Genomic DNA, 25,531 nt, shown 5'->3' on the forward strand with positions numbered 1-25,531 from the left:
ACTCCCTGGAATTCGACCGGCAGCGGGCCAGAGTCAGCGGTCCGACCGGCGTGTCGCGGATCGGAGTCGCGACTGGCGGTTGAGTTCCAGGGACGGACCTCAGGACCGGCGCAGGTCGGCGCCCGGATCGAGGGAGCGGGCCGTGAGCGCGTCCCGGAGCTGATCGACCGTGGGCAGCGGTGAAGTCCGGCCCCGGTGGTCCCGGAAGAGCCGGCAGCTCAGCCCGCCCGCTCGCCGGTCCTCCTCGCTCGGCGGGAAGGCGTCCGTATCCTCGACCAGCAGCGTCGGTGATCCGGTCATCCCGCGGCTGGCCGCGAGCTCGATGGAATCGATCATGGTCGTCGTCACCGGCAGGTGGGTCACCCGCTCCAACAGCTTCAGCAGCGGCGACACCTGCGGGCAGTCCGGCACGTGCAGAATCTCCAGTTGCACCACGCCCTCCTTCCGGTCGCACCCCTACCTCTCCGGGTGCCCCCACATCGTGGACGGACTCCCTCCCGGCCACCAAGGCAGGTTACCCTCACCTAATCAGCTGGGATCGGAGGACCGGTGGGGAAGAAGGACAAGCAACGCGCGCCGCGCAGCCCGGCCGCCACCGTCAAGAAGCTGATCAAGGCCGGCAAGGTGAAGGGCCGGTGCTGCCGCTCCTCCTCGCGGTGCAAGAAGTGCCCCGTGCTCGCGCTGCGCAAGGCCAAATCCAAGTTCGCGGCCGCCGCTTGATCCGATCGCGCGGCCCGGTCATCGGCAACGACTCGGCCACCGATCCGGGCCGGGAAGAACCGAACCGGACGATCCGTACGGAGCGCCGCAGGCCGAGGTGATCACCCGGCCGCTGGCCGGACGGCGCCGGCTCGAGCCCCCGTCGGCACGCCGTAGGCCGGGTCGCGGAGGTCGATCAGCCGATCGCAACGGGCGATGGCTCGGGGGGCGTGGGTGATGATCAACACGGCGGCGTCGGCCGTGATCCGGCCGAGGTCGTCCAGCAGCCCCTCGGCCGTGGGCGCGTCCAGGTGTTCGGTCGGCTCGTCCAAGATCAGGATCGGATGCTCGCCGAGCAGGACCCGGGCCAGGGCGAGCCGGCGGGCCTCGCCGCCGGAGAGCCGGCTGCCGTGCAGTCCGACCAGGCGATCGAGGGCCAGGTCGAGGCCGACCCGGTGCAGCGCGGCGGTGAGCTCGTCGTCGGTCGCGTCGCGGCGACCGAGGCGGAGATTCTCGGCGACGGTCGTATCGAACAGGTACGCGTCCTGGGCGAGATAGCCGACCGATCCGCGGACGTCGACCCGGCCGGCCCGGGCCGGGATCAGGTCCATGATCGTCGCCGCGATCGTGGTCTTGCCGCTGCCACTGGGCCCGATCAGCCCGACCCGGTCGCCGGGCCGGAGATCGAGGTCGAGCCCGGTCGCGACGGCCGGCCCGTCCGGCCAACCCGCGGTGACCTGCCGCAGCCGCACCCCGGGCTGACCGGTCGGCTCGGCCGGCGGTCGGTCGCCGGAGCCGATCGGCGGCGCGTCGATCACCTGTCGGACCCGAGCCAGGGCGGTCCGGGTCCGGGCTCGCACCTGGAGCGCCGCCGGGATCGCGGCGGCCACCTCGGCCAGGGCCAGCGGGGTCAGCACCAGCACGGCCAGCTGCACCGGCGGAACGTTCCCGGCGACCACCGCGGCGGCGCCGAACAACAGGGCGGCGATCACGGCGGCGCCGATGCCCAGCGTCTGCCCGGCCGCGGCTACGCCCTGGGCCAGGGCGGCCCGGCTCTCGGCCCGGCGCAGGGCGGTGTCGGCTCCCCGGATCCGGTCCAGGGCCACCGTGCGGTCGTAGGCGATCAGGTCCGGCGCCGCCTCGGCCGCTTCGGCGACGGCACCGGCCAGGTCGCCGCGGAGGTGCGCCACCGCGCGGTCCAGCCGGGCCGACAGCCGGGGAGCGAGCGCCGGCACCAACCCCGCGGCCACGGCCACGCCGGCCAGCGTGGCCAGGCCGGTGACGGGTGCCAACACGGTGATCATCAACTGGCCGCCGATGATCACCACCGCGGCCGAGACGACCGGCACGATCACCCGGACGATCACGTCCTGCACCGCTTCGACGTCGTTGATCATCCGGGACAACAGGTCGCCGCCGCGCCGGCCCAGCCAGGTGGTCCGGGCCAGGGCCCGGAAGCTGTCCAGTCGCAGTGCCGCCTGCGCCCGCAGCGCGACGTCGTGCCCGACCAGCCGCTCCAGATAACGGAACACACCCCGCCCGAGACCCAGCGCTCGCACCGAGACCACGGCCACCAGCAGATAGAGCACCGGCGGGTGCTCGGCCGCCCGGGACAGCAGCCAGGCCGAGGTGGCCAGCAGGCCGACCGACGCTGCTTGGGCCAGCACGCCGAGCCCGACCGCCCCGACCAACCGGGATCGATCGACGGTGATCATCGCCCGCTCCTCGGTCCACGCTCCGCGGCGGCACGTCCGTTGAGCCGGCTGCCCCGTCGCCGCCGGAGCTCGGCGGAGCCCTTCGGCGCCTCAACCGTCCTAGGGCCGCCGAATTCGAGGAATCTGGCCTGCCCTTCGACAGGCTCAGGGAACGAACGGGCCGCCGGCTCGGGGATCGAAGGGGCGGCTGGCTCGGGGATCGAAGGGGCGGCTGGCTCGGGGAACGTACGGGCGGCCGGCTCGGGGAGCGTACGGGCCGCCGGCTCAGCGGGTGAAGGGGTCGGGCGGAGGGGCACGATCCGGTCGGTGGCGTTGAGGACGGCGGGCCGGTGGCTGACGACGAGCCCGCCGACGCCCAGCGCCCGGACGCCGGAGATGGCGGCCAGCTCGGTCTCCGGGTCCAGGCCGGCGGTCGGCTCGTCGAGCAGCAGCCAGCGGGCACCCCCGCAGTCGATCTTGAGCAGCGCCCGCGCCAGCGCGACCCGGCGCAGTTCACCGGCCGAGAGCTCGGCCCCGGCTGCGGGCAACGGTCGGTCGGGATCAAGCTCACCGGCGCCGGCCCGGGTCAGGGCCGACCGGATCCGGGCCGGCGGAGCGCCGGCAGCGCCGAGGGCCACGTTGTCGCCGATCGTGCCGCTGATCAGGGCCGGCTGCTGCGGCACCCACGCCAGCAGCGAGCGCCAGCGCTCCGGGTCGAGCTCGCTCAGCGGAGTGCCGCCGACCAGCACTCGGCCGCGGGTCGGCTCGCGGAAGCCGAGCAGCAACTGCAGCAGGGTCGACTTCCCGGCGCCGCTCGGCCCGGCCAGCCCGACCAGCTCACCGGGCCCGAGCACCAGATCGACGTCGCGGACCGCCTCGCTCGCCGCCTCGGGGAACCGGACCGCGATCCCGGTGAGTTCGATCGTCGACCGGGCGGGGTCGGGCGGGTCGAGGGTGCCGCGGGGTGCGGTCCCGGGCTCGTCGATCACGGCGAAGGCCCGCTCGACGGCGGCGACCCCGTCCGCGGAGTCGTGGTAGTGGGCGCCGACCAACCGCAGCGGCAGGTACGCCTCCGGCGCCAAGATCAACACGAACAGCCCGACGGTGAGCGTCAGGTCGCCCTCGACCACCCGCAGCCCGATCCCGACCGCCACCAGCGCGACCGACAACGACGCGAGCAGCTCGAGCACCAGGGCCGACAGCAGCGCGATCCGCAGGGTGCGCAGAGTCTCCCGGCGGTGCAGCTCACCGGACCGGCGAAGTCCCTCCGCCTGGGCCCGGGCGCGGCCGAACACCTGCAGCGTCGGCAGCCCCGCGACCAGGTCGGCGAAGTGCTGCGCCAGCCGCGACTGGGCGGCGAACCGGCGCCGGGTCAGGGCAGTGGTCATCCAGCCGACCAAGATCATGAAGATTGGGATCAGCGGCAGGGTGAGGGCGACGATCAGGGCGGACAGTGGATCGGCGAGCAGGATCGCGGCGCCGATGATCAACGGCACCGTGACCGCCAGCACCAGCTGCGGCAGATAGCGGGCGAAGTAGCCGTCCAGGGCGTCCAGGCCACTGGTGATCATGGTCACCAGCCGGCCGGCGGGGATCGCCGGGGTGCCGGGCGCGGACAGCCGCGCGGTCATGATCTCGGTGCGCAACTGGGACTTCACCGCCGCCGCCGCGCGGGCGCCGACCGTGCTGTTCAACCAGCCGAGCCCGGCGCGCAGCGCGACCGCCGCCGCCAGCCAGGGCAGCGCGGTGACGACCGGCTCCAGCCGCGGCTGCGCGAACACGGCGCCGACCGTGCTGGCGATCAGCCACGCCTGCCCGACGATCACCGCGGCGGTGGCCGAGCCGATCAGCACCGCCACGACCAGGAAGCGCCGGACCGGCGCCGCCCGGCGCAGCAGCCGCGGATCCACCGGTCCCCGGCGACGACCGGCCACGGATCCGGGGTCAGTGCGCATGCTGATCATCCGGGATCGAAGCGAGGGTGATCCGCTTCCGGAACACCCAGTAGGTCCAACCCTGATAGCCGAGCACCACCGGGGTGGCGACCAGGGCCGCCCAGCTCATGATCGTCAACGTGTACGGGGTCGACGCCGCGTTCGTCACGGTCAGGCTCCAGGCCGGATCCAGGTTGCTCGGCATCACGTCCGGGAACAAGATCACGAACAGGTTGGTGAAGGCGGCGGCGATCGCCAGCGCGGTGCCGATGAAGGCCCAGCCCTCCCGGCCGAGGCGGTTGGCCAGCAGCCCGCCCATCAGGCCGAGAGCGGCGACTCCGCCGAGGCCCCAGGCGACCGTCGAACCGCCGTCCAGGTTGAGCCAGACCAGCAGCGTGACCGCGAGCGCGGTGGCGACCAGCCCGACCCGGCCGGCGAACCGGCGCGCCCGGTGCCGGATCTCGCCGTCGGTCTTCAGCGCCAGGAACACCGCCCCGTGGGTGAGGAACACGGTCAGCGTGACCAGGCCGGTCAGCACCGCGAACGGGGTGAACAGGTCGAGCAGCCCGCCGACGTACTCGCCGTTGGCGTCGATCGGCATGCCGTGCACGATGTTGCCGAACGCGAGGCCCCAGACCAGGGCCGGCACGGCCGAGCCGCCGATGATGCACCAGTCCCAGCGTCGGCGCCAGGCCGGGTCGGTCCGCTTGCCGCGGAAGTCGAATGCGACGTTGCGCAGGATCAGCGCGACCAAGATCAACAACAGTGGTAGGTAGAAGCCGGAGAACAAGGTGGCGTACCACTCCGGGAAGGCGGCGAAGGTGGCGCCGGCGGCGACGATCACCCAGACCTCGTTGCCGTCCCAGACCGGCCCGATGGTGTTGATCACCACCCGGCGCTCGCGATCGTTGCGCCCCAGGATCCCGACCAGCATGCCGACGCCGAAGTCGAACCCTTCGAGCACGAAGTAGCCGATCCACAGGAAGGCGATCAGGCAGAACCAGAGCGTGGTGAGTTCCATGATCGTCTTTCCTCAGTAGGCGAAGGTCAGCGGCGCTTCCGCGCCGTCCTTGGGCTCCGGCGGCGTCACGTCGGGCAGGCCGGCGCGGATGTACTTCAGCAGCAGCCGGACCTCGATCACCGCGAGCGTGCCGTAGATCAGCGTGAACGTGCCGAGTGAGATCGCCACCTCGACCACCGTGGTGCCGGGGGAGACCCCGGCGGCGGTGGGCAGCAGCCCGAACACCAACCAGGGTTGGCGGCCGGTCTCGGTGAAGATCCAGCCGAAACTGTTGGCGAACAGGGGTAGCAGCGGCAATCCGACCAGCACCGGCGTCCACCAACGGCCGGCCAGGGTCCGGTCACGCCGGGTCATCCAGAGCAGCAGCGCGCCGACCGCGACCGAGCCCAGCCCGAGACCGATCATCAACCGGAAGGTCCAGTAGGTGGTCGGGATGATCGGCGCGTAGCTGCCGGGACCGTACGTCTCCTCGTACGTCCGCTGCAGTTCCCGGATCCCCTTGACCTCACCCTGCGGATCGCCGGTGCTGAGGAACGACAGCAGGTAAGGGATCCGGATCGAGAAGAGCTCGTGCTGGCCGTCCAGGCTGCCGATCGTCAGCACCGAGAACGCGGCCGGCTGCTCGGTCTCGTACAGCGCCTCGGCGGCGGCCATCTTCATCGGCTGCACCTCGACCATCACCTTGCTCTGCGCGTCGCCGCTGATCGCCACTCCGGCGCCGGAGATCAACATCACCACGGCGCCCAGCCGCAACGCGGTGCGGAAGGCGGAATGATCATCCCCCTGCGCCACACCGTCCTCGACCCTCTCGGGCTCGGGGCGCGGTCGACGGAGGTGCCAGCCGGCGACGGCCACCAAGAAGGCGCCGGCGACCAGATAGCAGGCGAAGATCTGGTGCGGGAAGGTGACCAGCACCACCGGATTGGTCAGCACGGCGACGAAGTCGGTCAGCTCGGCCCGCTCGGTCACCGGGTTGTAGCGGAAGCCGACCGGGTTCTGCATGAAGGAGTTGGCGGCCAGGATGAAGTAGGCGCTGAACACGGTGCCGATCGAGGCGATCCAGATCGTGGCCAGATGGACCTTCCGCGGCAGCCGGTCCCAGCCGAAGATCCACAGGCCGAGGAAGGTGGACTCGAGGAAGAAGGCGAGCAGGCCCTCCAGCGCCAGCGGGGCGCCGAAGATGTCGCCGACGAACCGCGAGTACGAGCTCCAGTTCATCCCGAACTGGAACTCCTGCACGATCCCGGTGACGATCCCCAGCGCGAAGTTGATCAAGAACAGCTTGCCGAAGAACTTGGTCAGCTTGAGGAACGATTCGTTGCCGGTGCGGACCCAGATCGTCTGCAGGATCGCCACCAGTCCGGACAATCCGACGGTCAGCGGCACGAAGAAGAAGTGGTAGACGGTGGTGATCCCGAACTGCCACCGGGCCAGGGTCAGCGCGTCCATCTCTCATCCTCGTCTCGTCGTCCCGCTCTCGTTCTCAATCTACTACGGAGCGTCGTACTAGGCAAAGTAGTACGAGGCCGGGTAGTAGACTCGCCACGTGGCCCTCGGAGAGCTGGAACGCAAGGTGATGGAGCGGCTGTGGGATGCCCCGGACCCGCAGTCGGTCCGCGACGTGCACCAGACGCTCAGCCAGGATCGCGAACTCGCCTACACAACGGTGATGACCGTGCTCGACCGGCTGGCGAAGAAGGGCGTGGTGCGCCGCGAGCGCGACGGCCGGGCCTACCGCTACGCGCCGGTGCAGAGTCGCGAGGAGCTGGTCGCCGAACTGATGCACACCGCGTTGGAGACCGGCGCCGACCGGACCGCGGCGCTGGTGGCGTTCGTCGGCCGGGTCAGCGACAACGAGGCGGCCGCGATGCGCGCCGCCCTGGATCGGTTGGAGGCGGAGCCCGGCACCCCGGAGCCGGCCGGTCGCCGGCGGAAGTCGTCGAGTCGAGCCAAGGGCTGACGCGTGCTGTCCGAGCCGGGCCGCGACGCGCGGGTGCGCGCCCGACCGGCCGTCCGCGGCGGACCTGCGGTCGGCGGCGGTCCTGCGGTCGGCGGCGGTCCTGCGGTCGGCGGCGGACCGGCGCCGTTCGGGTCGGTCCGGAGGTGCGGATGACGACCGTCACGACCGCGGCGGCGGCACTCGGCCTGCTGGCCGTGATCTTGGTCGGGCCCGGTCCGCTCTGGGTGGGCCGGTGGACGTTCCTGCACCAGGTGCCGCGAGCGGCGGTGGTGCTCTGGCAGGCCGGGACGGTGGCCGCGCTGGTCTCGGTGATCGGCGCCGGCGTGCTGATCGCGCTGCCGATCATGGGCGATCCGGGGCTGGTGCTGCGGCTGCCGCCGGCCGAGGCGATGATCACGGTGCTGGTCGCCGCGTTCACGGCGATCGTGATCGGCCGGCTGATCTGGTCGTTGATCATGGTCGGGGCCGACACCAGCGCCCGGCGTCGGCGGCACCGGGTGGCGGTCGATCTGCTCGGCCGGACCGACGAGACCAGATCGATCCGGGGGCTGCGGATCCTGGCCGAGAAGCTGCCGATGGCGTACTGCCTGCCGGGCCTGCGCGAGTCCCGGGTGGTGCTCAGTGCCGGCGCGCTGGACCGGCTCAGCGAGGATGAGGTGACGGCCGTGCTGGAGCACGAGGCGGCCCATGTCCGGGCGCGTCATGATCTGGTGCTGGACGCGTTCCAGGCGCTGCACCGCGCCTTCCCGGTGATGGTCCGCAGTGAGATGCCGTGGCTCCGGTCGCAGTTGCTGGTCGAGATGCTCGCCGACGACGCGGCCCGCCGCCGGACCGGTCCGCTGCCGTTGGCCCGGGCCCTGGTGGCGATGGCCGGAGCCCCCAGCCCGTCCGCCGCCCTGGCCGCCGGCGACCGCGACATCGCCCTCCGGGTCGCCCGCCTGGCCCATCCGGACCCGCCCCCGAAACGCCGCCACGCCCTGGCCGCCCTGGTCTACCTCCTGTCCACCACCCTGCTCCTCCTCCCCCTCCTCCCGCTCGCCCTCGCCCCCTGGACCCCCTAAGAATTCCGCCGACCCGTCACTTGTGCACCGGCTTTTGCGGCGTGTCGGTGCACAAGTGACGGGTCGATGAGAAATGGGCAGGCGTGGCGACCGGGATCAACGGGGTGCCGCCGGGCGAGGACGAGCCCGGTCGGCGTGGCGGTCAGGCGGTCGGGTCGACGATCAGCTCGTACAGCACGGTCGAGCTCTCCGCCCCGCGCCCGGCGGCGACGGCGCGGCGATAGAGATCGCGGACGGCGGCGGGCAGTCCGGGGTCGATCCCGGCCTCGATGCTGGCGTCGGTGATGTGCTCCATCCCGGCCGCCATCATCGCCGTGTTGCCGCCGGGATCGGGATAGCTCCGCTCGCTGATCTCGGTCTCCATCCCCTGCATGAAGTACGGCATCTGCCCGATCAACTCCTCCGCGTACGGGAAGAAGTCCTTGGCCGGCACCCCGGCGGAGCCGAGCAGTGCGGCCGCATGGGTGGTGCTGGCCAAGATCGTCATGAACAGGTCGAGCATCGCCTGATACCAGACCTGCGCCAGCTCCGGCGCCTCGCCGCGGTAGTTGACCCGGCCGAGCACCGCGAGCGTTTCGCGATGGCGCTCGACCACCTCGGACGGCCCGCTGTAGAAGACGTACGAGCCCTCCTGGCCGACCAGCGGCGGATTGACCATCACGCCGCCGGTGAGGAAGGTGGCGCCGTGTTCGGCCGCCCAGGCCGCGGCCTTGATCGACGCGCTAGGGGTGTCGGAGCTGAGGTTGACCAAGATCTTTCCGGCCAGCCGATCGGTCTCGGCTCCGAGCAGGTCGTACATCGCCTGGTAGTGGGTCAGGCTGATGATCACGATCGGGCTGGCGGCGAGCGCGGCCGCTGCCGACTCGGCTCGGACCGCTCCGGCCGCGACCAGGGCGTCGGCCCGGCTCGCGGTGCGGTTGAAGACCGTGGTCGGGTGGCCGCGGTCGAGGTAGCTGCGGGCCATCGCCTGGCCCATCGGACCCAGTCCGATGACGGTGACGGGAGTGAGGTCTGGCATCAGGTCTCTTTCATGATCATTGCGGAGTTACGGACACGGCGCCGTGTCGATCAACCTTCACCCGGGTTCCGGAGCCCTTCAAGTACGCACTTCAAAGTGGGTCACCTACCCCGAAGTCAGTAAGGGAGTGGCCTTGACTCCGATACCCGGTCGGGGTATACAGTGAGTCACGAAGGTACCCCTAGGGGGTATAAATCGCGAGGGAAGGATCCGAAATGACTGTCGCCGAGTACCAGGTCACCGGGATGTCGTGCGCGCACTGCGAGGCGGCGATCCGGTCCGAGGTCGGGCGGATCGACGGGGTCGAGTCGATCGAGGTCAGCGCGGACACCGGTCGGTTGGTGATCACCTCGGCCGCGGACGTCGCGACGGACCAGGTCCTGGCCGCGGTGGACGAGGCCGGCTACACGGCCCAGCCGAAGCCATGAATCCGGGTCTGAAGTTCGGCGGCTACGCGGTCGCGCTGGTGCTGCTGCTGGCCGGCGGTTTCGTCGCCGGCCGGGTCCTGCTGCCGGGCAGTTCGGCGGGACCGGTGGCCCAGCCGGAGCCGTCGGCGACGCCGGGCGGGCACGGTGGCGGCGAGGAGCACGGCGGCGCCGACCCGAATCCGTCGGGCGAGCCGGAGGAGGGTGAGCACGGCGGCCACGAGGCGGCCGACCCGGTGCGCGGCCTCGCCCTGGAGCAGGACGGGTTCCGGCTGTCGGGTCCCGCCGCCCCGACCCGGATCGATCGCGACGGCACTCTGTCGTTCAAGATCATCGGGCCGAACGGGAAGCCGGTCACGGATTTCCAAGTCTCGCACGAGAAGCGGCTACACCTGATCGTGGTCCGCACCGACGGCACCCGGTTCCGGCACGTGCATCCGATCATGGCGAAGGACGGCACCTGGTCGCTGCCGTGGCGCTGGACGGAGCCCGGCAGCTATCGGATGTTCGCCGACTTCGTCCCCACGGCGACCGGCGATCCGACCACGCTCGGCTACGGATTCGACGTGCCGGGTGAGGTTCGCCCGGCCAAGGCGAGCAAGATCAGCACCACCAGCACGGTCGACGGCTACCGGCTCACGCTGGCCGGAGAGCTCAAGGCGTCCGGCGAGTCGGCGCTGACCGTCACGGTCACCCGGAACGGGAAGCCGGTGACCACGCTGCAGCCCTACCTGGGCGCGTACGGCCACCTGGTGATCCTGCGGCAAGGCGATCTCGGCTATCTGCACGTTCATCCCGAGGGCGCCGAACCGAAGCCCGGAGCGACGTCGGGGCCGGAGGTGGCCTTCATCGCGCAGGCGCCGACCCCGAGCCGCTACCTGCTCTACTTCGACTTCCAGGTGGACGGGGTCGTCCGGACCGCGGAGTTCGTGCTCGGCTCCGATCCCAACGATCAAGCCGGCCACGAAGCCAGTGATCACGAACACGAATCAGGGGAACAGGAAGAGCGATGACCACCACCGAGCCGGAGCCGACGAGAGCCGTCGAGCTCGAGATCAGCGGCATGACCTGCGCCTCGTGCGCAGTCCGGATCGAGAACAAGCTCAACCGCCTCGAGGGCGTCACCGCCACCGTCAACTACGCCACCGAGAAGGCGACGATCACCGCCCCGGTCGAGCTGGCACCGGCGTCGTTGATCAACGTGGTGGAGCAGACCGGTTACACCGCGACGGTGCCGGCAAGCCCGGCCGACCGGGATGAGCCCGACCGACCGGATCCGGCGGAGTCGGAGCTGACCTCGCTGCGGCAGCGGCTGATCGGCGCCATCGTGCTCGGCGTCCCGGTGATCATCCTGGCGATGATCCCGGCGCTGCAGTTCAACTACTGGCAGTGGGCCTCGCTGGCGCTGGCCGCCCCCGCGGTGATCTGGGCCGGTTGGCCGTTCCACCGCGCCGCGCTGCTCAACCTGCGGCACGGCGCCGCAACCATGGACACGCTGATCTCGATCGGCACCCTGGCCGCATTCGGCTGGTCGCTGTACGCCCTCTTCCTCGGTACGGCAGGGATGCCGGGCATGCGGCACCCGTTCCGACTGACCATCGAACCGTCGGACGGCGCCGGCAGCCTCTATCTCGAGGTCGCCGCCGGCGTGATCATGTTCGTGCTCGCCGGCCGCTATCTGGAGAAGCGCTCGAAGCGGCAGGCCGGCGCGGCACTGCGGGCCCTGCTCGATCTCGGCGCCAAGCGCGTCGCGGTGCTGCGCGGCGGCGCCGAGACCATGATCGACGTCGCCGAGCTCGCCGTGGGGATGCGCTTCGTGGTCCGGCCCGGCGAGAAGATCGCCACCGACGGAGTGATCACCGAAGGCCGGTCGGCCGTGGACGCGAGCATGCTGACCGGCGAGTCGGTGCCGGTCGAGGTGGGCGAGGGCGACCCGGTGATCGGCGCGACGGTGAACGCCGGCGGCCGGCTGGTGGTCCGCGCGACCCGGGTCGGCGCGGACACCCAGCTGGCCCAGATGGCCCGCCTGGTGGAGGAGGCGCAGTCCGGGAAGTCGGCCGTCCAGCGGCTGGCCGACCGGGTCTCGGGCGTCTTCGTACCGATCGTGATCGCGATCGCCGTGGCCACGCTCGGCTTCTGGCTCGGCACCGGCGCCGGCCCGGCCGGCGCGATCACGGCGGCAGTCGCGGTGTTGATCATCGCCTGCCCCTGCGCCCTGGGCCTGGCCACGCCGACGGCCCTGCTGGTCGGCACCGGCCGCGGCGCCCAGCTCGGCATTCTGATCAAGGGCCCCGAGGTGCTGGAGGCCACCCGGGAGATCGACACCATCGTGCTGGACAAGACCGGCACGGTGACCACCGGCACCATGACGCTGCACCAGGTCGTGGCGGCCGACGGCACCGAAACCGAGGAGGCGCTGCGGCTGGCCGGGGCGGTGGAGCACGCCTCCGAGCACCCGATCGCCAAGGCCATCGCCAAGGCCGCGGCGGAGGCCGGTGAACTGCCGGCTGTCACGGACTTCGCCAATCTGGAGGGCCGCGGCGTCCGCGGCACCGTCGCGGGCCGGGAGATCCTGGTGGGCCGGCCATCCTTCCTGGCCGAACGCGACGTGGCCGTCGATGATCAACTGACGACGGCCCGGGCGAAGGCAGAGGACGACGGTCGGACCGCGGTCCTGGTGGCCTGGGACGGCCGGGCGCGCGCGGTGTTGAGCGTCGGCGACGCGATCAAGCCGACCAGCGCCGAAGCGATCCGCCGCTTCACCGCCCTGGGCCTGACTCCGGTGCTGCTGACCGGTGACAACCGGGCGGTGGCCGAGCGGGTCGCGGCGGAGGTCGGCATCGAGCGGGTGATCGCCGAAGTGCTGCCGCAGGACAAGGTGGAGGTGATCACCAAGCTGCAGGCCGAGGGCCGGGTGGTCGCGATGGTCGGCGACGGCGTCAACGACGCGGCCGCCTTGGCGGCGGCCGATCTCGGGCTGGCCATGGGCACCGGGACCGACGCGGCGATCGAGGCCGCCGACCTGACCCTGGTCCGCGGCGATCTCCGGGTCGCGGCGGACGCCATCCGGCTCGCCCGCCGGACCCTGGGCACGATCAAGATCAACTTGTTCTGGGCCTTCGCCTACAACACGGCGGCGATCCCGTTGGCCGCGGCCGGCCTGCTCAACCCGATGCTGGCCGGGGCCGCGATGGCGGTGTCCAGCCTGTTCGTGGTCGGCAACAGCCTGAGACTGAGGAGCTTCCGGTGACCGAGGTGCAGCACCAGCACGACGCGGGGCACGACGCCGGACACCGTGATCATCACCAAGGTCACGGAGCGGGTCACCACGGCCACGGTGATCATGCCGGCCAGTTCCGGCGGCTGTTCTGGGTGATGCTCGTGCTGGCGCTGCCGGTGATCGGCGCGTCGCCGATGTTCGCGATGCTCCTCGGCTACGACCTGCCGGCCTGGCCGTGGCTGGGCTGGGTGTCGCCGGTGCTCGGCACGGTGATGTACGTGACCGGCGGTCGGCCGTTCCTGACCGGGGCGGTCGGCGAGCTCCGGGCCCGCAAGCCGGGGATGATGCTGCTGATCGCGCTGGCGATCACGGTGGCCTTCCTCGCCTCCTGGGGTGCCAGCCTCGGCCTGCTGCACCACGAGCTCGACTTCTGGTGGGAGCTCGCGCTGCTGATCGTGATCATGCTGCTCGGGCACTGGGTGGAGATGCGCTCGCTGGCCCGGACCACCTCAGCCCTGGACTCGCTGGCCGCGCTGCTGCCCGACCGGGCCGAACGGGTCGAGGGCGACGAGATCGTCGAGGTCGCGCCGACCGAGCTGCGGGTCGGCGACCTGGTCGTGGTCCGGCCCGGCGGCAGCGTACCGGCGGACGGCCGGATCACCAGCGGGACCGCCGACCTGGACGAATCCATGATCACCGGCGAGTCCCGGCCGGTCCGGCGAGCACCCGGTGACCCGGTGGTGGCCGGCACGGTCGCCACCGATTCCGGGCTGCGGGTCGAGGTCACCGCGGTCGGCGACGACACCGCCCTGGCCGGCATCGGCCGGCTGGTGTCCGAGGCGCAGAACTCCTCCTCGCGGGCGCAGCGGATCGCCGACACGGCGGCCGGCTGGCTGTTCTGGTTCGCCCTCGGCGCCGGCGTGATCACGGCCATCGCCTGGACCGTGGCCGGGCTGCCGGACCAGGCCGTGGTGCGGACGATCACGGTGTTGGTGATCGCCTGCCCGCACGCGCTGGGCCTGGCGATCCCGCTGGTGGTGTCGATCGCCACCGAACGCGCGGCCCGGGCCGGCGTCCTGATCAAGGACCGGCTGGCGCTGGAGACGATGCGTACGGTCGACGCGATCATGTTCGACAAGACGGGCACGCTGACCAAGGGTGAGCCGGAGCTCGGCGCGGTGGCCACGGCCGGTGATCATGATCAGGACCAGGTGCTGGCTCTGGCCGCCGCGGCCGAGGCGGACAGCGAGCATCCGTTGGCCGGGGCGATCGTCGCCGCCGCGGCCGCCCGCGGCCTCGAGGTCTCCCCGGCGACCGAGTTCAGCTCAGCGCCCGCGGTCGGCGTCACGGCCCTGGTGGCCGGGCAGCGGATCCGGGTCGGCGGCCCGCGGCTACTGACCGACGAGGGACAGCGCGAGTTGCCCGAGGTCGAGGCCTGGCGGGCCGACGGCGCGATCATCCTGCACGTGATCGCCGACGGGACGGTGATCGGCGCGCTGAAGCTCGCCGACGCGATCCGGCCCGAGTCGACCGACGCGGTCCGTGGCCTGCGCGACCGGGGCATCGAGGTGGTGATGATCACCGGCGATGCGGAATCGGTGGCCCACGCGGTGGCCGCCGAGCTCGGCATCGACCGGGTCTACGCCGGGGTCCGGCCCGAGGACAAGGCGGCCATCGTCGCCGAGTTGCGCGGCGAGGGACGTCGGGTGGCCATGGTCGGCGACGGGGTGAACGACGCCCCGGCGCTGGCCGGTGCCGACGTCGGGATCGCGATCGGCGCCGGCACCGACGTGGCGATCGGCTCCGCCGGCGTGATCCTGGCCGGTTCGGATCCGCGCACGGTGCTGTCGGTGATCGAGCTCTCCCGAGCCTCGTACCGGAAGATGAAGCAGAACCTGTGGTGGGCCGCCGGCTACAACCTGCTCTCGGTCCCGCTGGCCGCCGGCGTCCTGGCCCCGATCGGCTTCGTCCTGCCGATGGCCGTCGGCGCCATCCTGATGTCCCTCTCCACGATCATCGTCGCCCTCAACGCCCAACTCCTCCGCCGCTTCTCCGCCGACCCGTCACAAACGCACCGGGTTTGACGGCGTGTCGGTGCACAAGTGACGTCTCGATGAGAGCGTAAGGGGGCGTGGTGGAGCGAGATCGCGGCACGCCGGCCGAGCAGGTCGGCCTCGCCGTGCAGCGCTGGGGCGCAGACTGGGTGATCCGGGTCTGCGCCGAGACGCTGGCGCTCGACCCGGACTCGGTCGCCGACGGCGACCCGCTCCGGCTGGCGGCGATGCTGACCGGTCGGACCGAGCTGGACGATGCCGCGATCGAGGAGACCCGGGCCTGGCTGGCCGGCGGGAAGCCGCCGGGACATCGTTACTGGGCTCGGGTCTGGGCCTGCCGCGCGCTGCTCTACGTCTGGCACGACTCCACCGGCCCGGCCGTCGCCGCGGCCCTGGCCGATGATCATTGGCGGGTACGAGAGCTGGCCGGCAAGGTGATCACCAAGCGCGAGATCCCGGACACCGCCGACACCCTGGCGACCTTGATCAACAACGATCCGGTGCCCCGGGTCCGAGCCGCCGCCTGCCGCGCCCTGGCCGTCGTCGGTGAAGGCGAACACCTGCGCGCTCTGGCTGCCGCGACCGATGATCACGAGTCCCTCGTCGTGATCGCCGCGGACCGCGCCCTCGACCGGCTCCAGGACCGCCTCGATCGCCGTACCGGCGGGTGACGCGGTCCGCTGGGGATCGAATCACGTCGTGGTTGGGTTGGACACCACGGGGTCGGGCTTGCCCTTCGACAGGCTCAGGGAACGAAGACTCCAACCTACGTACCCCCTCCCGTGGCGCCGTGGCAGCAATGCCGCATATCGCCGAGACGTCACTTGTGCACCGACACGCCGCAAAAGTGCGTGCACAAGTGACGGGTCGGCGGGGTTTAGAGCCAGCCTTTGAGTTCGGCTAGGCGGGCGGCTTCGACGCGGTTCTTGGTGGCGAGCTTGCGGATGGCGTTGGAGAGGTAGTTGCGGACGGTGCCGGGGGAGAGGTGCAGGAGGTCGGCGACGGTCTCGATCGAGGCGCCGCCGGCGGAGGCACGGAGGACATCACGTTCCCGGTCGGTGAGGGGGTTCTCGCCCTCGCGGAGGGCGGTGATCGCGAGGTCGGGGTCGATCACCCGCTCGCCGGCGAAGGCGCGGCGGACCGCGTCGGCCAGCTCGGTGGCCGGGGCGTCCTTGAGCAGGAAGCCGACCGCGCCGGCGGTCATCGCCCGGCGCAGATAGCCGGCCCGGCCGAAGGTGGTCAGCATGATGATCTTGATCGTCGGCACCCGCCGGGTCAGCTCGGCGGCAGACTCCAGACCGTTGCCGCCGGGCATCTCGATGTCCAGCAGCGCGACGTCGGGCAGCGCGTCCAAGGCGGCCGGCAGCACCTCGTCGCCACGCGCCGCCTCGGCCACGATCTCGATGTCGGGCTCCAGCGCCAGCAGGGCCGACAGGGCGCCGCGGACCATGGCCTGATCCTCGGCGATCAACACGCGGATGCTCATCCGGCTCCTCCGGTTTCGGTCGGCACACAGACCCGCAGCCGGAAGCCCGGCTCGAGATTCTCGGTGGTCAGGGTCGCGCCGGCAACCTGACGGACCCGTTCGGCGAGACCGACCAGCCCGCTGCCGCGGCTGCTCGGACCGTTCCAACCAAGATCACGTGCGGCCGCTTGGTCCGTGACCGATCCCGGGTCGAGGACCGGTGCCGGACCACCTCGGCCGTCGTCGGAGACGGCGAGGCAGATCGTCTCCTCGTCCCACCGCAGCTCGATGGCGCAGGTCTGCGCCCCGCTGTGCCGGACGACGTTGGTCACGGCCTCGCGGACCGCCCAGGCCAGCAGCACTCCGTGCTGCACCGGCCGGCCGTTCAGTTGATCATCGATCCGGGCGGCGACCCCGGCCGATTCGAGCATCTCGGCGGCACCGTCCAGTTCCGAGGACAGGGTCGGCTGCCGGTAGCCGGCCACCGCCTCCCGGACCTCGCGCAGTGATCGCCGGGCGACCTCGTGCGCGTCGTGGATCTCGGTCCGGGCCCGGGCCGGGTCGGCGTCGATCAGCCGTTCGCCCAGCTCGGTCTTCAAGCTGATCAAGGACAGGCTGTGGCCGAGCAGATCGTGCAGATCCCGGGCGAACCGGAGCCGCTCCTCGGCGACCGCGAGCTCGGCCAGTCGCCGCCGGGCGTTGGTCAGCTCGGCCACGGTCGCGGTCTGGCCGACCGTCGCCGCGGCCCAGAGCCCGAGCACCCCGGCCGGCAGGCCGATGAAGCTCAGCCCGTACGGCCAGCCGACGATCAAGATCACCAGGGCCAGCCCGACCAGCCCGGGATACGCCTCCCGGGCCGGCAACATCACGCCCATGGCCACCCCGACGTGGAAGAACAGCGACAACCAGCTCGGACTCGCGAACTGGACCATCAGCACCACCAGCACGACCAGGGCGATGATCAGTCCGCGGCGCAGCCAACCGCCGGCGGTGGAGACCCGGCCGACGACCAGCCGGGCCGGCCGGATCCAGCACATCAGCACCAGGAAGGCCGCGGCGAAGGCGATCGCGCCGCCGTAACTGAGCAGCGATTCCGGTGCCCAGGGCCCCGACTGGATGGCAAGCCGGAGTGGATAGCCGAGGAAGATCAGGCTGATCGGCGCCAGCACCTGCCACCACTGCCGGAACACCCGGTCGAACAGACCGTGCACCCCACCCATGGGACTCACCTCCTCGGATCGGATCGTCCCACGGACGCGCGGCCGGCGAAACCGGCGACCCGGGTCAGCGCCGGCGCTTGATCAACAGCACCACGCAGATGCAGATCGCCCAGGCGAAGTGGCTGAACCGGCCCAGCGGGATCAGCGGCGTGGCGTAATAGATGGCCAGCGACAGCAGCGACAGGATCGAGAGCACCCCGGACACCAGGCCGAACCAGGAGAAGCCGCGGGCCCACGGCCGGGCCCGGAGGGCGATCAGGCAGCTGGCGACCGCGAACACGCCGAGCAGCGCGACGTGGATCGTGCCGCCGGTGTAGAAGTTGGTCAGCCGCAGGGCCTGCGCCGCCCCCTCGCTCAGCCCGGTGGCGGACAGCGTGGCGTACACGTTGACCCCGGCCGAGATGATCAAGGCGACGGCGGCACCGATCCCGCCGGCCACGGCGACCAGGCGCAGTGTGGCCCGGGCCGGCGCGACCCGGGCGAGCACCTGGCCGACGGTGAGCACGAAGCCGATCAGCAACAGCGCGGACACCGCATGGAATGCCGCGTGGGCGGTGATCGCCGTACCGCTCTGCAGGTAGTACGTCAGCATGGCGGCGGGCGGATCGGTCGGTAGGGTGGCCGGCGCCTGTTGCAGCGGCCGGGTGATCGTGTCGGAGAGCAGGAAGAGCACGGCGAACGCGGCGCCGCAGCTGGCACCCACTGGATTCGTCGTGCGGGCCGGCGAAGCGGTCGAGGTGGACATGGTCCGGGCTCCTTGGGTCTGAATATCGGGACAGTTCGAAGCTAAAGCCGCGAGCCCGGCGGCGGCAGTGAGACCGGTCCCCACCTGGGCATGACAAATGTCCCTGTCACCCCTGAGCAGGGAGACCAGCCGACCACTTCGTGCACTGGACGCGCACCCGGACATCCCTTCCCTTGTTGGCCTCGGCCGCGCCGCCGCACCGTCATGATCATGAACCGCGATCATGCTTCCCTGCCGGCCCATCCGATCTCCCGGCGCCGCGTCCTGGCCGCGACAGCGGCGGCTGTCACCGGTGGTGCCGCCGTGGCCACCGGCCTGCCCACAGTGGCCTGGGCGGCCGACGACCTGGTCATCGACCTGCGCGAGTACGGGGCCAAGGGCGACGGGGTCACCGACGACACGGCCGTGTTCAACCGGGCCCTGGACGCCATCGAGGAGGCCGGTGGCGGGACGATCGTCATTCCCGCCGGCCGCTACCCGGTCGGCAACGCGGAACGCCCACGGCTGCGGGACAACCTGAAGATCGTCGGCCAGGACGCGACCCTGCTCAAGGCCGGCCCCAACGGTGCGCTGTTCGTCGCGCTGTCCCGGGGCCGCACCGGCTACGGTTCCGGCGTCCGGAACGTCCGGATCTCCGGCCTGCGGTTCCTCGGCTCGTACCCGAACAACCGGCTGGTCTGCCCGTTCGCGTTGCACCACGCGAGCAACGTGCTGATCGAGGACTGCGTCTTCGAGCAGGTCCAGGGCTCCCGGCACTGCGTCGATCTGAACGGCTGCGAGGACATCGTGATCCGCAACTGCCGCTGGCTCGGCTACAACAACAACGAGGGCGCGGCCTATCTCGGCGCGGAGTGCATCCAGGTCGACTACAGCTACAACGGTGCCTTGTCCTACAACGACTCCGCCGGCTCGCACGACGGGCTGATGAGCCGGCGGATCACCGTGCAGGACTGTGAGTTCCGGCCGATCACGGTGAACGGCGTCGAGTATCCCTGCCCGAACCCGTTCGGCAGCCACGGTCTCAAGGAGGGCGCGCGGTTCAGTGATCTACGGTTCGTCGGCAACCTGGTCGTGGACCCGATCCAGGGCCCGTCGCTGGACGACAGCACCGACACCGGGATGGCCCGCGGCGCCGTGCATCTGCCCGCTTCGTCCCGGGTGTTGATCGCGGACAACCGCTTCGTCCAGACCAAGGGCCGGATGATCCGGGCGGTCTCCTTCGGTGCCGGCGCGGTGGCGATCACCGAGGAGTCCGACCCCAACGCGTCGCCGCCGATCAAGAAGGTGCTCGACGAGCCGCTCGGCTGCAACGACATCACCATCCGTGACAACCGCTTCGAGGGCTTCGTGTCGCCGGACGACGACACCCCGATCCAGCAGGTGATCTTCCTGCGCGGGCTGCCGAACGGCGGCGAGATCCGCGACGTCCGGATCAGCGGCAACACCTTCGTCGGCCTCGACCTGGCCGATCATCCCAGCACTCCGGCGATCGAGGCGCGGCACACCACCGGCCTGACGATCACCGGCAACACGCTCGAGCGGGCGAGCAAGATCGCGATCATCGACCCGTCCTGCTCCGACGTGATCATCGAAGCGACCAAGGCCACCAAGATCACCGGCAGCGGCCCGGCCGTCGACGTCGCCGCCGAGCGCTACCGGATCGAGGGCAACACGCTCACCGCCGGCAGCCCGAAGCCGGGCTGCGCGATCGAGCTCGGCGACGGGACGCCCGGCCGGGTGGTGCGCAACAGGCTCACCGGCTTCACCGAGCCGATCCGGCACCCCGATCCGCTGCCGCGCGGCGTCACGGTCCGGGGCAATCACCTGGGCTGAGCCGACCCGGAGCCGCGCACCGGAGCGCTGCTCCGGCCCGTCGCCCGCCCGGCGAGCTCGGCGTCGAGGGTCTCCTGCGCGATCCGCATGCCGTCGGCGTACACCGGATCCTGCAACCGCTGCCACATCACGTCCTCCGGCACCTCCTCGACCTGGCTCAGCACCCACCAGATGTTGCCGAACGGGTCCTTGATCCGGCCGCCGCGCTGACCGAACGCGCTGTCTCCCAGCGCGGTCACGACCGTGGCGCCGGCCGCCAGCGCCTTGGCGAAGGCCCGGTCGGCGTCGGGGACGAAGACCCGCAGCAGGCTCGGCAGCGCGGGCCAGTCGGTGCGCCGGTCGAAGGCGAGCAACACCGTGTCGCCCACCCGGATCTCACCGTGACCGATCGAACCGTCCTCGACCGCCACCCGGGCCAGCTCTTCCCCGTCGAAGACCTCGGCGACGAAGTCCAGCAGGGCGCCGGTGTCGTCGGTGACGACCCATGGGGCGATGGTGCTGTAGCCGGCCGGGGTGGTGCTCAGGTTGTTCATGATCAAACTCCTCGTTCCGTCGGGTGCTGCTGAACGGTTCGAACGCTAATCCGAAACTAGGATTGATCCGGTCCTAGTTAACGACGAGGATGGGCACCGTGCCCGGACCGACCTCCCGCCTGCTGGCGCTGCTCTCGCTGTTGCAGACGCCGCGCAGCTGGCCCGGCAGCGAACTGGCCGAACGGCTCGGCGTCACGGATCGCACGATCCGCCGCGACATCGAGCGGCTGCGCGAGCTGGACTATCCGATCGCTGCTGAGGAAGGGATCCACGGCGGCTACCGGTTGATCGCGGGGTCGGCGCTGCCGCCGCTGCTGCTGCAGGACGACGAGGCGGTGGCGGTCGCGCTCGGCTTGCGTACGGTCGCCTCCCGCGGGTTGCCCGGGCTCGACGACGCCGGCGTACGGGCACTGACCAAGCTCAGCAACGCCCTGCCGGCCAAGCTGAAGCGCCGCGTCGCCGTGCTCGCCTCGAGCACCACCACCTGGGGCTGGCCGGCGGCGACGACCGAGGCCGACCCGGACACCCTGACCCTGCTCGCCGGCGCGATCGCCAACACGGAACGGATCCGGATGCGCTACACCGGCCGCGACGGTTCCACCGGCCGCCGGCACACCGAGCCGCAGAAGTTGATCAGCTCGGGACCCCGGTGGTATCTCCTCGGGTACGACCTCGACCGCGACGACTGGCGCAGCTATCGGGTCGACCGGATCGCCGCCGCTGAGCCGACCGGGGCCCGGGTCACGCACCGCCTGCCCGATGATCAGATCCCGCGTCACCTCACCGAATCCGCCGCCCAGTTGGGCACCACACACTCGGCCCGGATCACCCTGCGGCTGCCGTACGCGGAAGCGAGGACCCGGCTCGGTGATCATCTCGGCCGCGGCAGCCTGGCCGCCGACGGCACCGCCACGACCTGGACGACGCACCCCGACTCCGTCGAATGGATCGCCTGGCGGTTGCTCGGTCTCGACTGTGCCTTCGTCGTGCACGACCCGCCCGAGTTGATCACCTTCCTGACCAAGATCAACGACCGGACGTCAGGCCTGCCAGCGGCGGCGGCGCCACTCGCTGGGCGGCAGGCCGTACCGGCGGGCGAAGACGCGGGCGAAGTAGTGCGAGTCCGCAAAGCCCAGCCGGCGGGCGATCTGGGTGATCCCGAGCAGGGACTCGGTGAGCAGTTCGGTGGAGCGCTCGAGCCGGATCCGCTGCACCCAGAGCAGCGGCGATGAGTCGAGATGGCTGCGGAACTGCCGGCGCAGGGTGGACGGGCTGACGTCGGCGGCGGCGCAGAGATCGGCAACCGTGATCGGCCGGTAGAGATGCCCGCGGGCCCAGGCCATCGCCCGCCGCAGCCGGGGCGGCAGGGCTTCGTCGTCGTGCGGCTCGGTGTGCTGTTCGCCGGAGTTCAGCTCGAAGACCAAGATCGATCCGAGCCGGAGCGCCAGGCCGATCGGCGGCCGGCCGCGCCGCCAGGTCCGGCCGAGGTAGTCGATCAAGGAAGCGAGACCGGGCCGGGCCCGGCCGTCGCTGAGGAAGGGCCGGTCCGGGATCAGCAGCGGGCCGTCGGCCCGCCACGGCACGTCGGCCAGCGGCTCGTCCGGCTCGTGCGGGACGGCCAGCTCGATCGGATGACCGAGATGATGCCGCGGGATCAGGTGGACGGTGCTGATCAGCAGCGGATCCCCGCGGCTGGGCCGGTAGCGGACCGCGTGCAGCCAGGGCATCCCGACGATGTCGTGCGGCCGGACCTCGAACGCCTGCCCGTTGACCTCGACCCGGCCGGTGCCGGCCAGAACGTGCAGAAACATCCGGGAGGCGACCCGGGTGAAGCCGAGCCGTTCGGCGTGACTGAGCCGGGTGATGTGGGCGGTCGCGATCACCGGCGCCCACCGGTCGGTCAGCGGCCGGGCCCGGGGCACCGGACCGGGCGGCGGGTGGCTTCGCGGCGGCGATCTCTCCGGATCGCCGCGATCCTCCGGCATACCGACAGCTATGGCGCTCACCGCAACGCCCTCCCCCGGGTCTCCCCTACACCTTCGATAGTGACTCAAAGGCGGGAAAGTTGCGATGGACAAACGCTCAAACGGTCGGTGAATCTCGCCCCAACCCCGACCTGTCAGAACGAGGGCACGCTATAGCGTCCCCTCGTTCTGACAAGTCGGGGTTGGGGGTCAGTGGGGGCGGGGTTTGCGGATGCGGGACCAGGGTTTGAAGACGGCCAGGATCATCGCGATGGTCAGCGCGGTCGGCGAGACGATCGGCGGGTAGATGATGCCCTGCAGGTCGGCGGTCGCGGTGGGGTCCTGCGCCAGTACGGCCCCGAACGCACCGACCGCCTGGACGCCGCTGCGCAGCGCGACCAGCACCAGGGCGGTCAGGATCAGGTTCAAGATCAGCTTGATCAGGACCCACCAGTAGCGGACGACGCCGTACTTCGATCCCCAGCCGAGGAACAGCCCGGTGATCAGGCAGACGATGCCGGTGGTCAGCAGCGGCAGCACGGTGATCGTCTCCAACGCCTGGAACAGCGCGGCCGCCAACTGGGGGTCGTCGGTGTTCAGCCCGGTGAAGATCGCGACGGCCATCGCCACGTCCAGGCCGAGCCAGGCCCCGGCCGACATGATGTGCAGCAGCAGCACCAGCTTGCGCACGCCCGGCCGCAGTCGCAGCCGGATCGGCGACGGGGCCGTCGTGGTCGACATCTCGATCACCCTCCTCGGGTCGTACGGCCTCCAGCAGTGGCGCCGCCCGGAACTCCGGACGACCCTGCCACAATGCCCGTGGCGAAAGGGCCCGACCAGTGATTTGTGTCATCGCGGCCCCGGAGTGCGGACCCCGAGGCCATGTGGCTGAGCAACTAGCGTGTTACAGATCGTGTAAATCCTTGACATGGCCAGTTGCCGGACCCTACGGTCTCTCAATACCCTGCCGGCAGGCTGCGGCGATGAGGAGAAACTAGGCCATGACACGACGGCCCTCGGCCCGACGATTCAGGATGCTTCACCTTCGCGCGGCCGCGGTGGTGTGCGCCGCCGCGATGTTGATCACCGGCTGCAACGCCGGCGGTCAGCAGGCTCCGGGGCAGGACGGTGGCGAACAGCCGGTGCTGAACGTCCACGCGAGCTCGACCCCGACCTATCAGGCCAACTTCAACCCGATCTCGGTCACGTTCCTGCCGGGCACCCGCGGATTGATCTACGAGCCGCTGATGGCGTACACGCCGATGAAGCCGGGCGAAGGCCAGCCCTGGCTGGCCGAGAAGGCCGACTTCAACGACGACGGCACCGAGCTGACCCTGAGCCTGCGGCCGGGCGTCACCTGGTCCGACGGTGAGGCGTTCGACGCCGACGACGTCGCCTTCACCTTCAACCTGTTCGTCGAGCAGCCCGCCGCCAACACCGGCGCCCTGCCGGTGAAGGGTGCGAAGAAGGTCGATGATCACACGGTCACCGTGTCGTTCACCGAGCCGGTGTTCGCGCGGATGCCGAGCATCGGCAACACGACGCCGCTGCCCGAGCACATCTTCGCCGAACAGAACCCGATGGAATACACCAACGACAAGCCGATCGGCACCGGGCCGTACACGCTGAAGTCGTTCAGTGATCAGGTCTACACGCTGCAGAAGAACCCGAAGTACTGGGACGCGCAGTCGATCAAGGTCGAGCAGATCGCCTTCCCGGCGTCGACCACGCAGACGTTCACCACCAGCCTGCAGCAGGGCAAGCTCGACTGGTCCGGCGGCTTCGTCGCCAACATCGACCAGATCTTCGTGGCCAAGGACAAGGAACACAACAAGTACTGGTATCCGGGCGACGGCATGGTCAGCCTGCTGGTCAACCAGCGCAAGGCGCCGTTCGATGATCTTGAACTGCGCAAGGCGCTCAGCCTCGCCGTCGACCGCGACGTGCTGTCCAAGACCGCGATGCAGGGCTACACGCCGCCGGCGCACCCGACCGGTCTGGTGCTGCCCGCCTTCGAGTCGGCGATGGCGGCGGACTACAAGGACGCGAAGTTCACCCGAGACGTGGCGCAGGCCAACCAACTGCTCGACCAGGGCGGGTACAAGCTCGGCGAAGACGGCATCCGGACCTCCCCCGACGGCAAGAAGCTCAGCTTCGACCTGACCATCCCGTCCGGCTACGTGGACTGGGTGGCGATGAGCAAGCTGCTGCAGGAGCAGCTCAAAGAGGTCGGGATCGAGCTCAAACCGCAGGGCGTCGCGACCCAGAACTGGGCCGAGAACCGCAACGGCGGCAAGTACGACATCACGATCGCCTCGCAGGCCGGCGGCACCGCGCCGTACTTCCTCTACCGCTCCTTCATGAGCTCGGAGTTCAAGGTCGCCGATGACAAGCCGGCCGCCTCCAACTACAACCGTTGGTACGACCCCGAGACGGACAAGCTGTTCGACGCTTACGAGGCGAGCGACGACCCGGCCGAGCAGCAGCAGGCGATCGCCGGGCTGGAGAAGATCGTGGTCGAGGAGCTGCCGGTGATCCCGCTGCTGCAGAGCCCGAACTGGTTCCAGTCGCGCACGGTCAACTTCGACGGCTGGCCGTCGAAGGAGGACCCGTACGCGCTGCCGGCGCCGTTCTCCTACCCGGACAATCTGTTGGTGATCAAGCGACTGCACCCGACCCGCTGAT

General features: G+C 70.8%; 21 protein-coding genes and 2 pseudogenes. 11 read left to right on the plus strand and 12 right to left on the minus strand.

Features of this window, described 5'->3' with window-relative positions:
- Nucleotides 1-99 precede the first annotated feature (99 nt).
- Nucleotides 100-432: an alkylmercury lyase gene (locus FNH24_RS26665; protein WP_152365277.1), complete on the minus strand. Its 333-nt coding sequence runs from the start codon at nucleotides 430-432 to the stop codon at nucleotides 100-102.
- Nucleotides 433-549: 117 nt separating this feature from the next.
- Between FNH24_RS26665 and FNH24_RS31760 the strand changes: the two genes are divergently transcribed.
- Nucleotides 550-720: a hypothetical protein gene (locus tag FNH24_RS31760; protein WP_170304531.1), complete on the plus strand. Its 171-nt coding sequence runs from the start codon at nucleotides 550-552 to the stop codon at nucleotides 718-720.
- 101 nt (nucleotides 721-821) lie between these two features.
- Here FNH24_RS31760 and cydC read toward each other — a convergent pair whose 3' ends face one another.
- The 4 genes and pseudogenes from cydC to FNH24_RS26685 all read right to left on the minus strand — a co-directional run bounded on the left by cydC (nucleotide 822) and on the right by FNH24_RS26685 (nucleotide 6,797).
- Nucleotides 822-2,414 carry a thiol reductant ABC exporter subunit CydC gene (gene cydC, locus FNH24_RS26670; protein WP_152365278.1) on the minus strand — a complete coding sequence of 531 codons (1,593 nt, stop codon included), beginning with the start codon at nucleotides 2,412-2,414 and terminating at the stop codon, nucleotides 822-824.
- Nucleotides 2,415-2,701: 287 nt separating this feature from the next.
- A pseudogene (cydD, locus tag FNH24_RS26675) lies at nucleotides 2,702-4,348 on the minus strand (thiol reductant ABC exporter subunit CydD); the annotation flags it as partial.
- Nucleotides 4,338-5,348, minus strand: coding sequence for a cytochrome d ubiquinol oxidase subunit II (gene cydB / locus FNH24_RS26680; protein WP_152365280.1), 1,011 nt, complete (start codon nucleotides 5,346-5,348; stop codon nucleotides 4,338-4,340). The gene cydB and the pseudogene cydD, both read right to left, overlap by 11 nt.
- A gap of 12 nt (nucleotides 5,349-5,360) precedes the next feature.
- Nucleotides 5,361-6,797 carry a cytochrome ubiquinol oxidase subunit I gene (locus FNH24_RS26685; RefSeq protein ID WP_152365281.1) on the minus strand — a complete coding sequence of 479 codons (1,437 nt, stop codon included), beginning with the start codon at nucleotides 6,795-6,797 and terminating at the stop codon, nucleotides 5,361-5,363.
- A 97-nt stretch (nucleotides 6,798-6,894) separates the two neighbouring features.
- On the opposite strand from FNH24_RS26685, the gene FNH24_RS26690 reads away from it, so the two are divergent.
- Nucleotides 6,895-7,308 carry a BlaI/MecI/CopY family transcriptional regulator gene (locus FNH24_RS26690; protein ID WP_152365282.1) on the plus strand — a complete coding sequence of 138 codons (414 nt, stop codon included), beginning with the start codon at nucleotides 6,895-6,897 and terminating at the stop codon, nucleotides 7,306-7,308.
- A gap of 149 nt (nucleotides 7,309-7,457) precedes the next feature.
- Nucleotides 7,458-8,369, plus strand: coding sequence for a M56 family metallopeptidase (locus tag FNH24_RS26695; RefSeq protein WP_152365283.1), 912 nt, complete (start codon nucleotides 7,458-7,460; stop codon nucleotides 8,367-8,369).
- 142 nt (nucleotides 8,370-8,511) lie between these two features.
- Here the strand turns inward: FNH24_RS26695 and FNH24_RS26700 are convergent, their stop codons facing one another.
- Nucleotides 8,512-9,387, minus strand: coding sequence for an NAD(P)-dependent oxidoreductase (locus tag FNH24_RS26700; RefSeq protein WP_152365284.1), 876 nt, complete (start codon nucleotides 9,385-9,387; stop codon nucleotides 8,512-8,514).
- A 215-nt stretch (nucleotides 9,388-9,602) separates the two neighbouring features.
- Between FNH24_RS26700 and FNH24_RS26705 the strand changes: the two genes are divergently transcribed.
- Genes FNH24_RS26705 through FNH24_RS26725 form a run of 5 tightly spaced genes read left to right on the plus strand, consistent with a single transcriptional unit; the run spans nucleotide 9,603 to nucleotide 15,757 of the window.
- A complete protein-coding gene (locus FNH24_RS26705; RefSeq protein WP_152365285.1) occupies nucleotides 9,603-9,815 on the plus strand; it encodes a heavy-metal-associated domain-containing protein in 213 nt (70 codons plus the stop codon).
- On the plus strand, nucleotides 9,812-10,825 hold the full coding sequence (locus tag FNH24_RS26710) for a heavy-metal-associated domain-containing protein (protein WP_152365286.1): 1,014 nt from the start codon (nucleotides 9,812-9,814) through the stop codon (nucleotides 10,823-10,825). Before FNH24_RS26705 ends, FNH24_RS26710 begins: the two co-directional genes overlap by 4 nt.
- Nucleotides 10,822-13,062 (plus strand): heavy metal translocating P-type ATPase, encoded by a 2,241-nt coding sequence (locus tag FNH24_RS26715; RefSeq protein WP_152365287.1) that lies wholly within the window; start codon nucleotides 10,822-10,824, stop codon nucleotides 13,060-13,062. Before FNH24_RS26710 ends, FNH24_RS26715 begins: the two co-directional genes overlap by 4 nt.
- Nucleotides 13,059-15,116, plus strand: coding sequence for a heavy metal translocating P-type ATPase (locus FNH24_RS26720; protein ID WP_425486915.1), 2,058 nt, complete (start codon nucleotides 13,059-13,061; stop codon nucleotides 15,114-15,116). The genes FNH24_RS26715 and FNH24_RS26720 overlap by 4 nt, the downstream gene beginning before the upstream one ends.
- Before the next feature lie 50 nt (nucleotides 15,117-15,166).
- Nucleotides 15,167-15,757, plus strand: a complete 591-nt coding sequence (locus tag FNH24_RS26725) for a HEAT repeat domain-containing protein (protein WP_152365288.1) — start codon at nucleotides 15,167-15,169, stop codon at nucleotides 15,755-15,757.
- Nucleotides 15,758-15,963: 206 nt separating this feature from the next.
- Here the strand turns inward: FNH24_RS26725 and FNH24_RS26730 are convergent, their stop codons facing one another.
- The 3 genes from FNH24_RS26730 to FNH24_RS26740 form a co-directional block, all read right to left on the minus strand.
- Nucleotides 15,964-16,572, minus strand: coding sequence for a response regulator transcription factor (locus tag FNH24_RS26730; protein WP_152365289.1), 609 nt, complete (start codon nucleotides 16,570-16,572; stop codon nucleotides 15,964-15,966).
- The gene (locus FNH24_RS26735) at nucleotides 16,569-17,771 is read right to left on the minus strand and encodes a sensor histidine kinase (protein WP_152365290.1); all 1,203 of its coding nucleotides are present in this window, start codon (nucleotides 17,769-17,771) and stop codon (nucleotides 16,569-16,571) included. The genes FNH24_RS26730 and FNH24_RS26735 overlap by 4 nt, the downstream gene beginning before the upstream one ends.
- Before the next feature lie 64 nt (nucleotides 17,772-17,835).
- Nucleotides 17,836-18,516, minus strand: a complete 681-nt coding sequence (locus tag FNH24_RS26740) for a DUF4386 family protein (RefSeq protein WP_152365291.1) — start codon at nucleotides 18,514-18,516, stop codon at nucleotides 17,836-17,838.
- Nucleotides 18,517-18,726: 210 nt separating this feature from the next.
- Between FNH24_RS26740 and FNH24_RS26745 the strand changes: the two genes are divergently transcribed.
- The gene (locus tag FNH24_RS26745) at nucleotides 18,727-20,349 is read left to right on the plus strand and encodes a glycosyl hydrolase family 28-related protein (RefSeq protein ID WP_161606330.1); all 1,623 of its coding nucleotides are present in this window, start codon (nucleotides 18,727-18,729) and stop codon (nucleotides 20,347-20,349) included.
- Here FNH24_RS26745 and FNH24_RS26750 read toward each other — a convergent pair.
- Nucleotides 20,337-20,882 (minus strand): VOC family protein, encoded by a 546-nt coding sequence (locus tag FNH24_RS26750; protein WP_152365293.1) that lies wholly within the window; start codon nucleotides 20,880-20,882, stop codon nucleotides 20,337-20,339. The genes FNH24_RS26745 and FNH24_RS26750 overlap by 13 nt on opposite strands.
- An 89-nt stretch (nucleotides 20,883-20,971) precedes the next feature.
- Between FNH24_RS26750 and FNH24_RS26755 the strand changes: the two are divergent.
- Nucleotides 20,972-21,595, plus strand: a pseudogene (locus FNH24_RS26755) (helix-turn-helix transcriptional regulator); the annotation flags it as partial.
- 327 nt (nucleotides 21,596-21,922) lie between these two features.
- On the opposite strand, the gene FNH24_RS32355 reads toward FNH24_RS26755, so the two are convergent.
- Both FNH24_RS32355 and FNH24_RS26765 read right to left on the minus strand, forming a co-directional pair.
- Nucleotides 21,923-22,888: a helix-turn-helix domain-containing protein gene (locus FNH24_RS32355; protein ID WP_152365294.1), complete on the minus strand. Its 966-nt coding sequence runs from the start codon at nucleotides 22,886-22,888 to the stop codon at nucleotides 21,923-21,925.
- Nucleotides 22,889-23,056: 168 nt separating this feature from the next.
- Nucleotides 23,057-23,587 carry a hypothetical protein gene (locus FNH24_RS26765; RefSeq protein ID WP_152365295.1) on the minus strand — a complete coding sequence of 177 codons (531 nt, stop codon included), beginning with the start codon at nucleotides 23,585-23,587 and terminating at the stop codon, nucleotides 23,057-23,059.
- 293 nt (nucleotides 23,588-23,880) lie between these two features.
- Between FNH24_RS26765 and FNH24_RS26770 the strand changes: the two genes are divergently transcribed.
- Nucleotides 23,881-25,530 carry an ABC transporter substrate-binding protein gene (locus tag FNH24_RS26770; RefSeq protein ID WP_161606331.1) on the plus strand — a complete coding sequence of 550 codons (1,650 nt, stop codon included), beginning with the start codon at nucleotides 23,881-23,883 and terminating at the stop codon, nucleotides 25,528-25,530.
- Nucleotide 25,531: the final 1 nt, after the last annotated feature.

Source organism: Microlunatus speluncae (assembly GCF_009299835.1).
Taxonomy (GTDB): Bacteria; Actinomycetota; Actinomycetes; order Propionibacteriales; family Propionibacteriaceae; genus Microlunatus; species Microlunatus speluncae.

Excerpts from the sequence above, each read along its gene's own strand:
- FNH24_RS26700 (WP_152365284.1), bottom strand. The coding sequence starts at position 9,387 with ATGCCAGACCTCACTCCCGTCACCGTCATCGGACTGGGTCCGATGGGC.
- FNH24_RS26705 (WP_152365285.1), top strand. The coding sequence starts at position 9,603 with ATGACTGTCGCCGAGTACCAGGTCACCGGGATGTCGTGCGCGCACTGC.
- FNH24_RS26770 (WP_161606331.1), top strand. The coding sequence starts at position 23,881 with ATGCTTCACCTTCGCGCGGCCGCGGTGGTGTGCGCCGCCGCGATGTTG.
- FNH24_RS26765 (WP_152365295.1), bottom strand. The coding sequence starts at position 23,587 with ATGTCGACCACGACGGCCCCGTCGCCGATCCGGCTGCGACTGCGGCCG.
- FNH24_RS26740 (WP_152365291.1), bottom strand. The coding sequence starts at position 18,516 with ATGTCCACCTCGACCGCTTCGCCGGCCCGCACGACGAATCCAGTGGGT.
- FNH24_RS26750 (WP_152365293.1), bottom strand. The coding sequence starts at position 20,882 with ATGAACAACCTGAGCACCACCCCGGCCGGCTACAGCACCATCGCCCCA.
- FNH24_RS26715 (WP_152365287.1), top strand. The coding sequence starts at position 10,822 with ATGACCACCACCGAGCCGGAGCCGACGAGAGCCGTCGAGCTCGAGATC.
- FNH24_RS26685 (WP_152365281.1), bottom strand. The coding sequence starts at position 6,797 with ATGGACGCGCTGACCCTGGCCCGGTGGCAGTTCGGGATCACCACCGTC.
- FNH24_RS26730 (WP_152365289.1), bottom strand. The coding sequence starts at position 16,572 with ATGAGCATCCGCGTGTTGATCGCCGAGGATCAGGCCATGGTCCGCGGC.
- cydB (WP_152365280.1), bottom strand. The coding sequence starts at position 5,348 with ATGGAACTCACCACGCTCTGGTTCTGCCTGATCGCCTTCCTGTGGATC.
- cydC (WP_152365278.1), bottom strand. The coding sequence starts at position 2,414 with ATGATCACCGTCGATCGATCCCGGTTGGTCGGGGCGGTCGGGCTCGGC.
- FNH24_RS26695 (WP_152365283.1), top strand. The coding sequence starts at position 7,458 with ATGACGACCGTCACGACCGCGGCGGCGGCACTCGGCCTGCTGGCCGTG.
- FNH24_RS26710 (WP_152365286.1), top strand. The coding sequence starts at position 9,812 with ATGAATCCGGGTCTGAAGTTCGGCGGCTACGCGGTCGCGCTGGTGCTG.
- FNH24_RS26735 (WP_152365290.1), bottom strand. The coding sequence starts at position 17,771 with ATGGGTGGGGTGCACGGTCTGTTCGACCGGGTGTTCCGGCAGTGGTGG.
- FNH24_RS26745 (WP_161606330.1), top strand. The coding sequence starts at position 18,727 with ATGAACCGCGATCATGCTTCCCTGCCGGCCCATCCGATCTCCCGGCGC.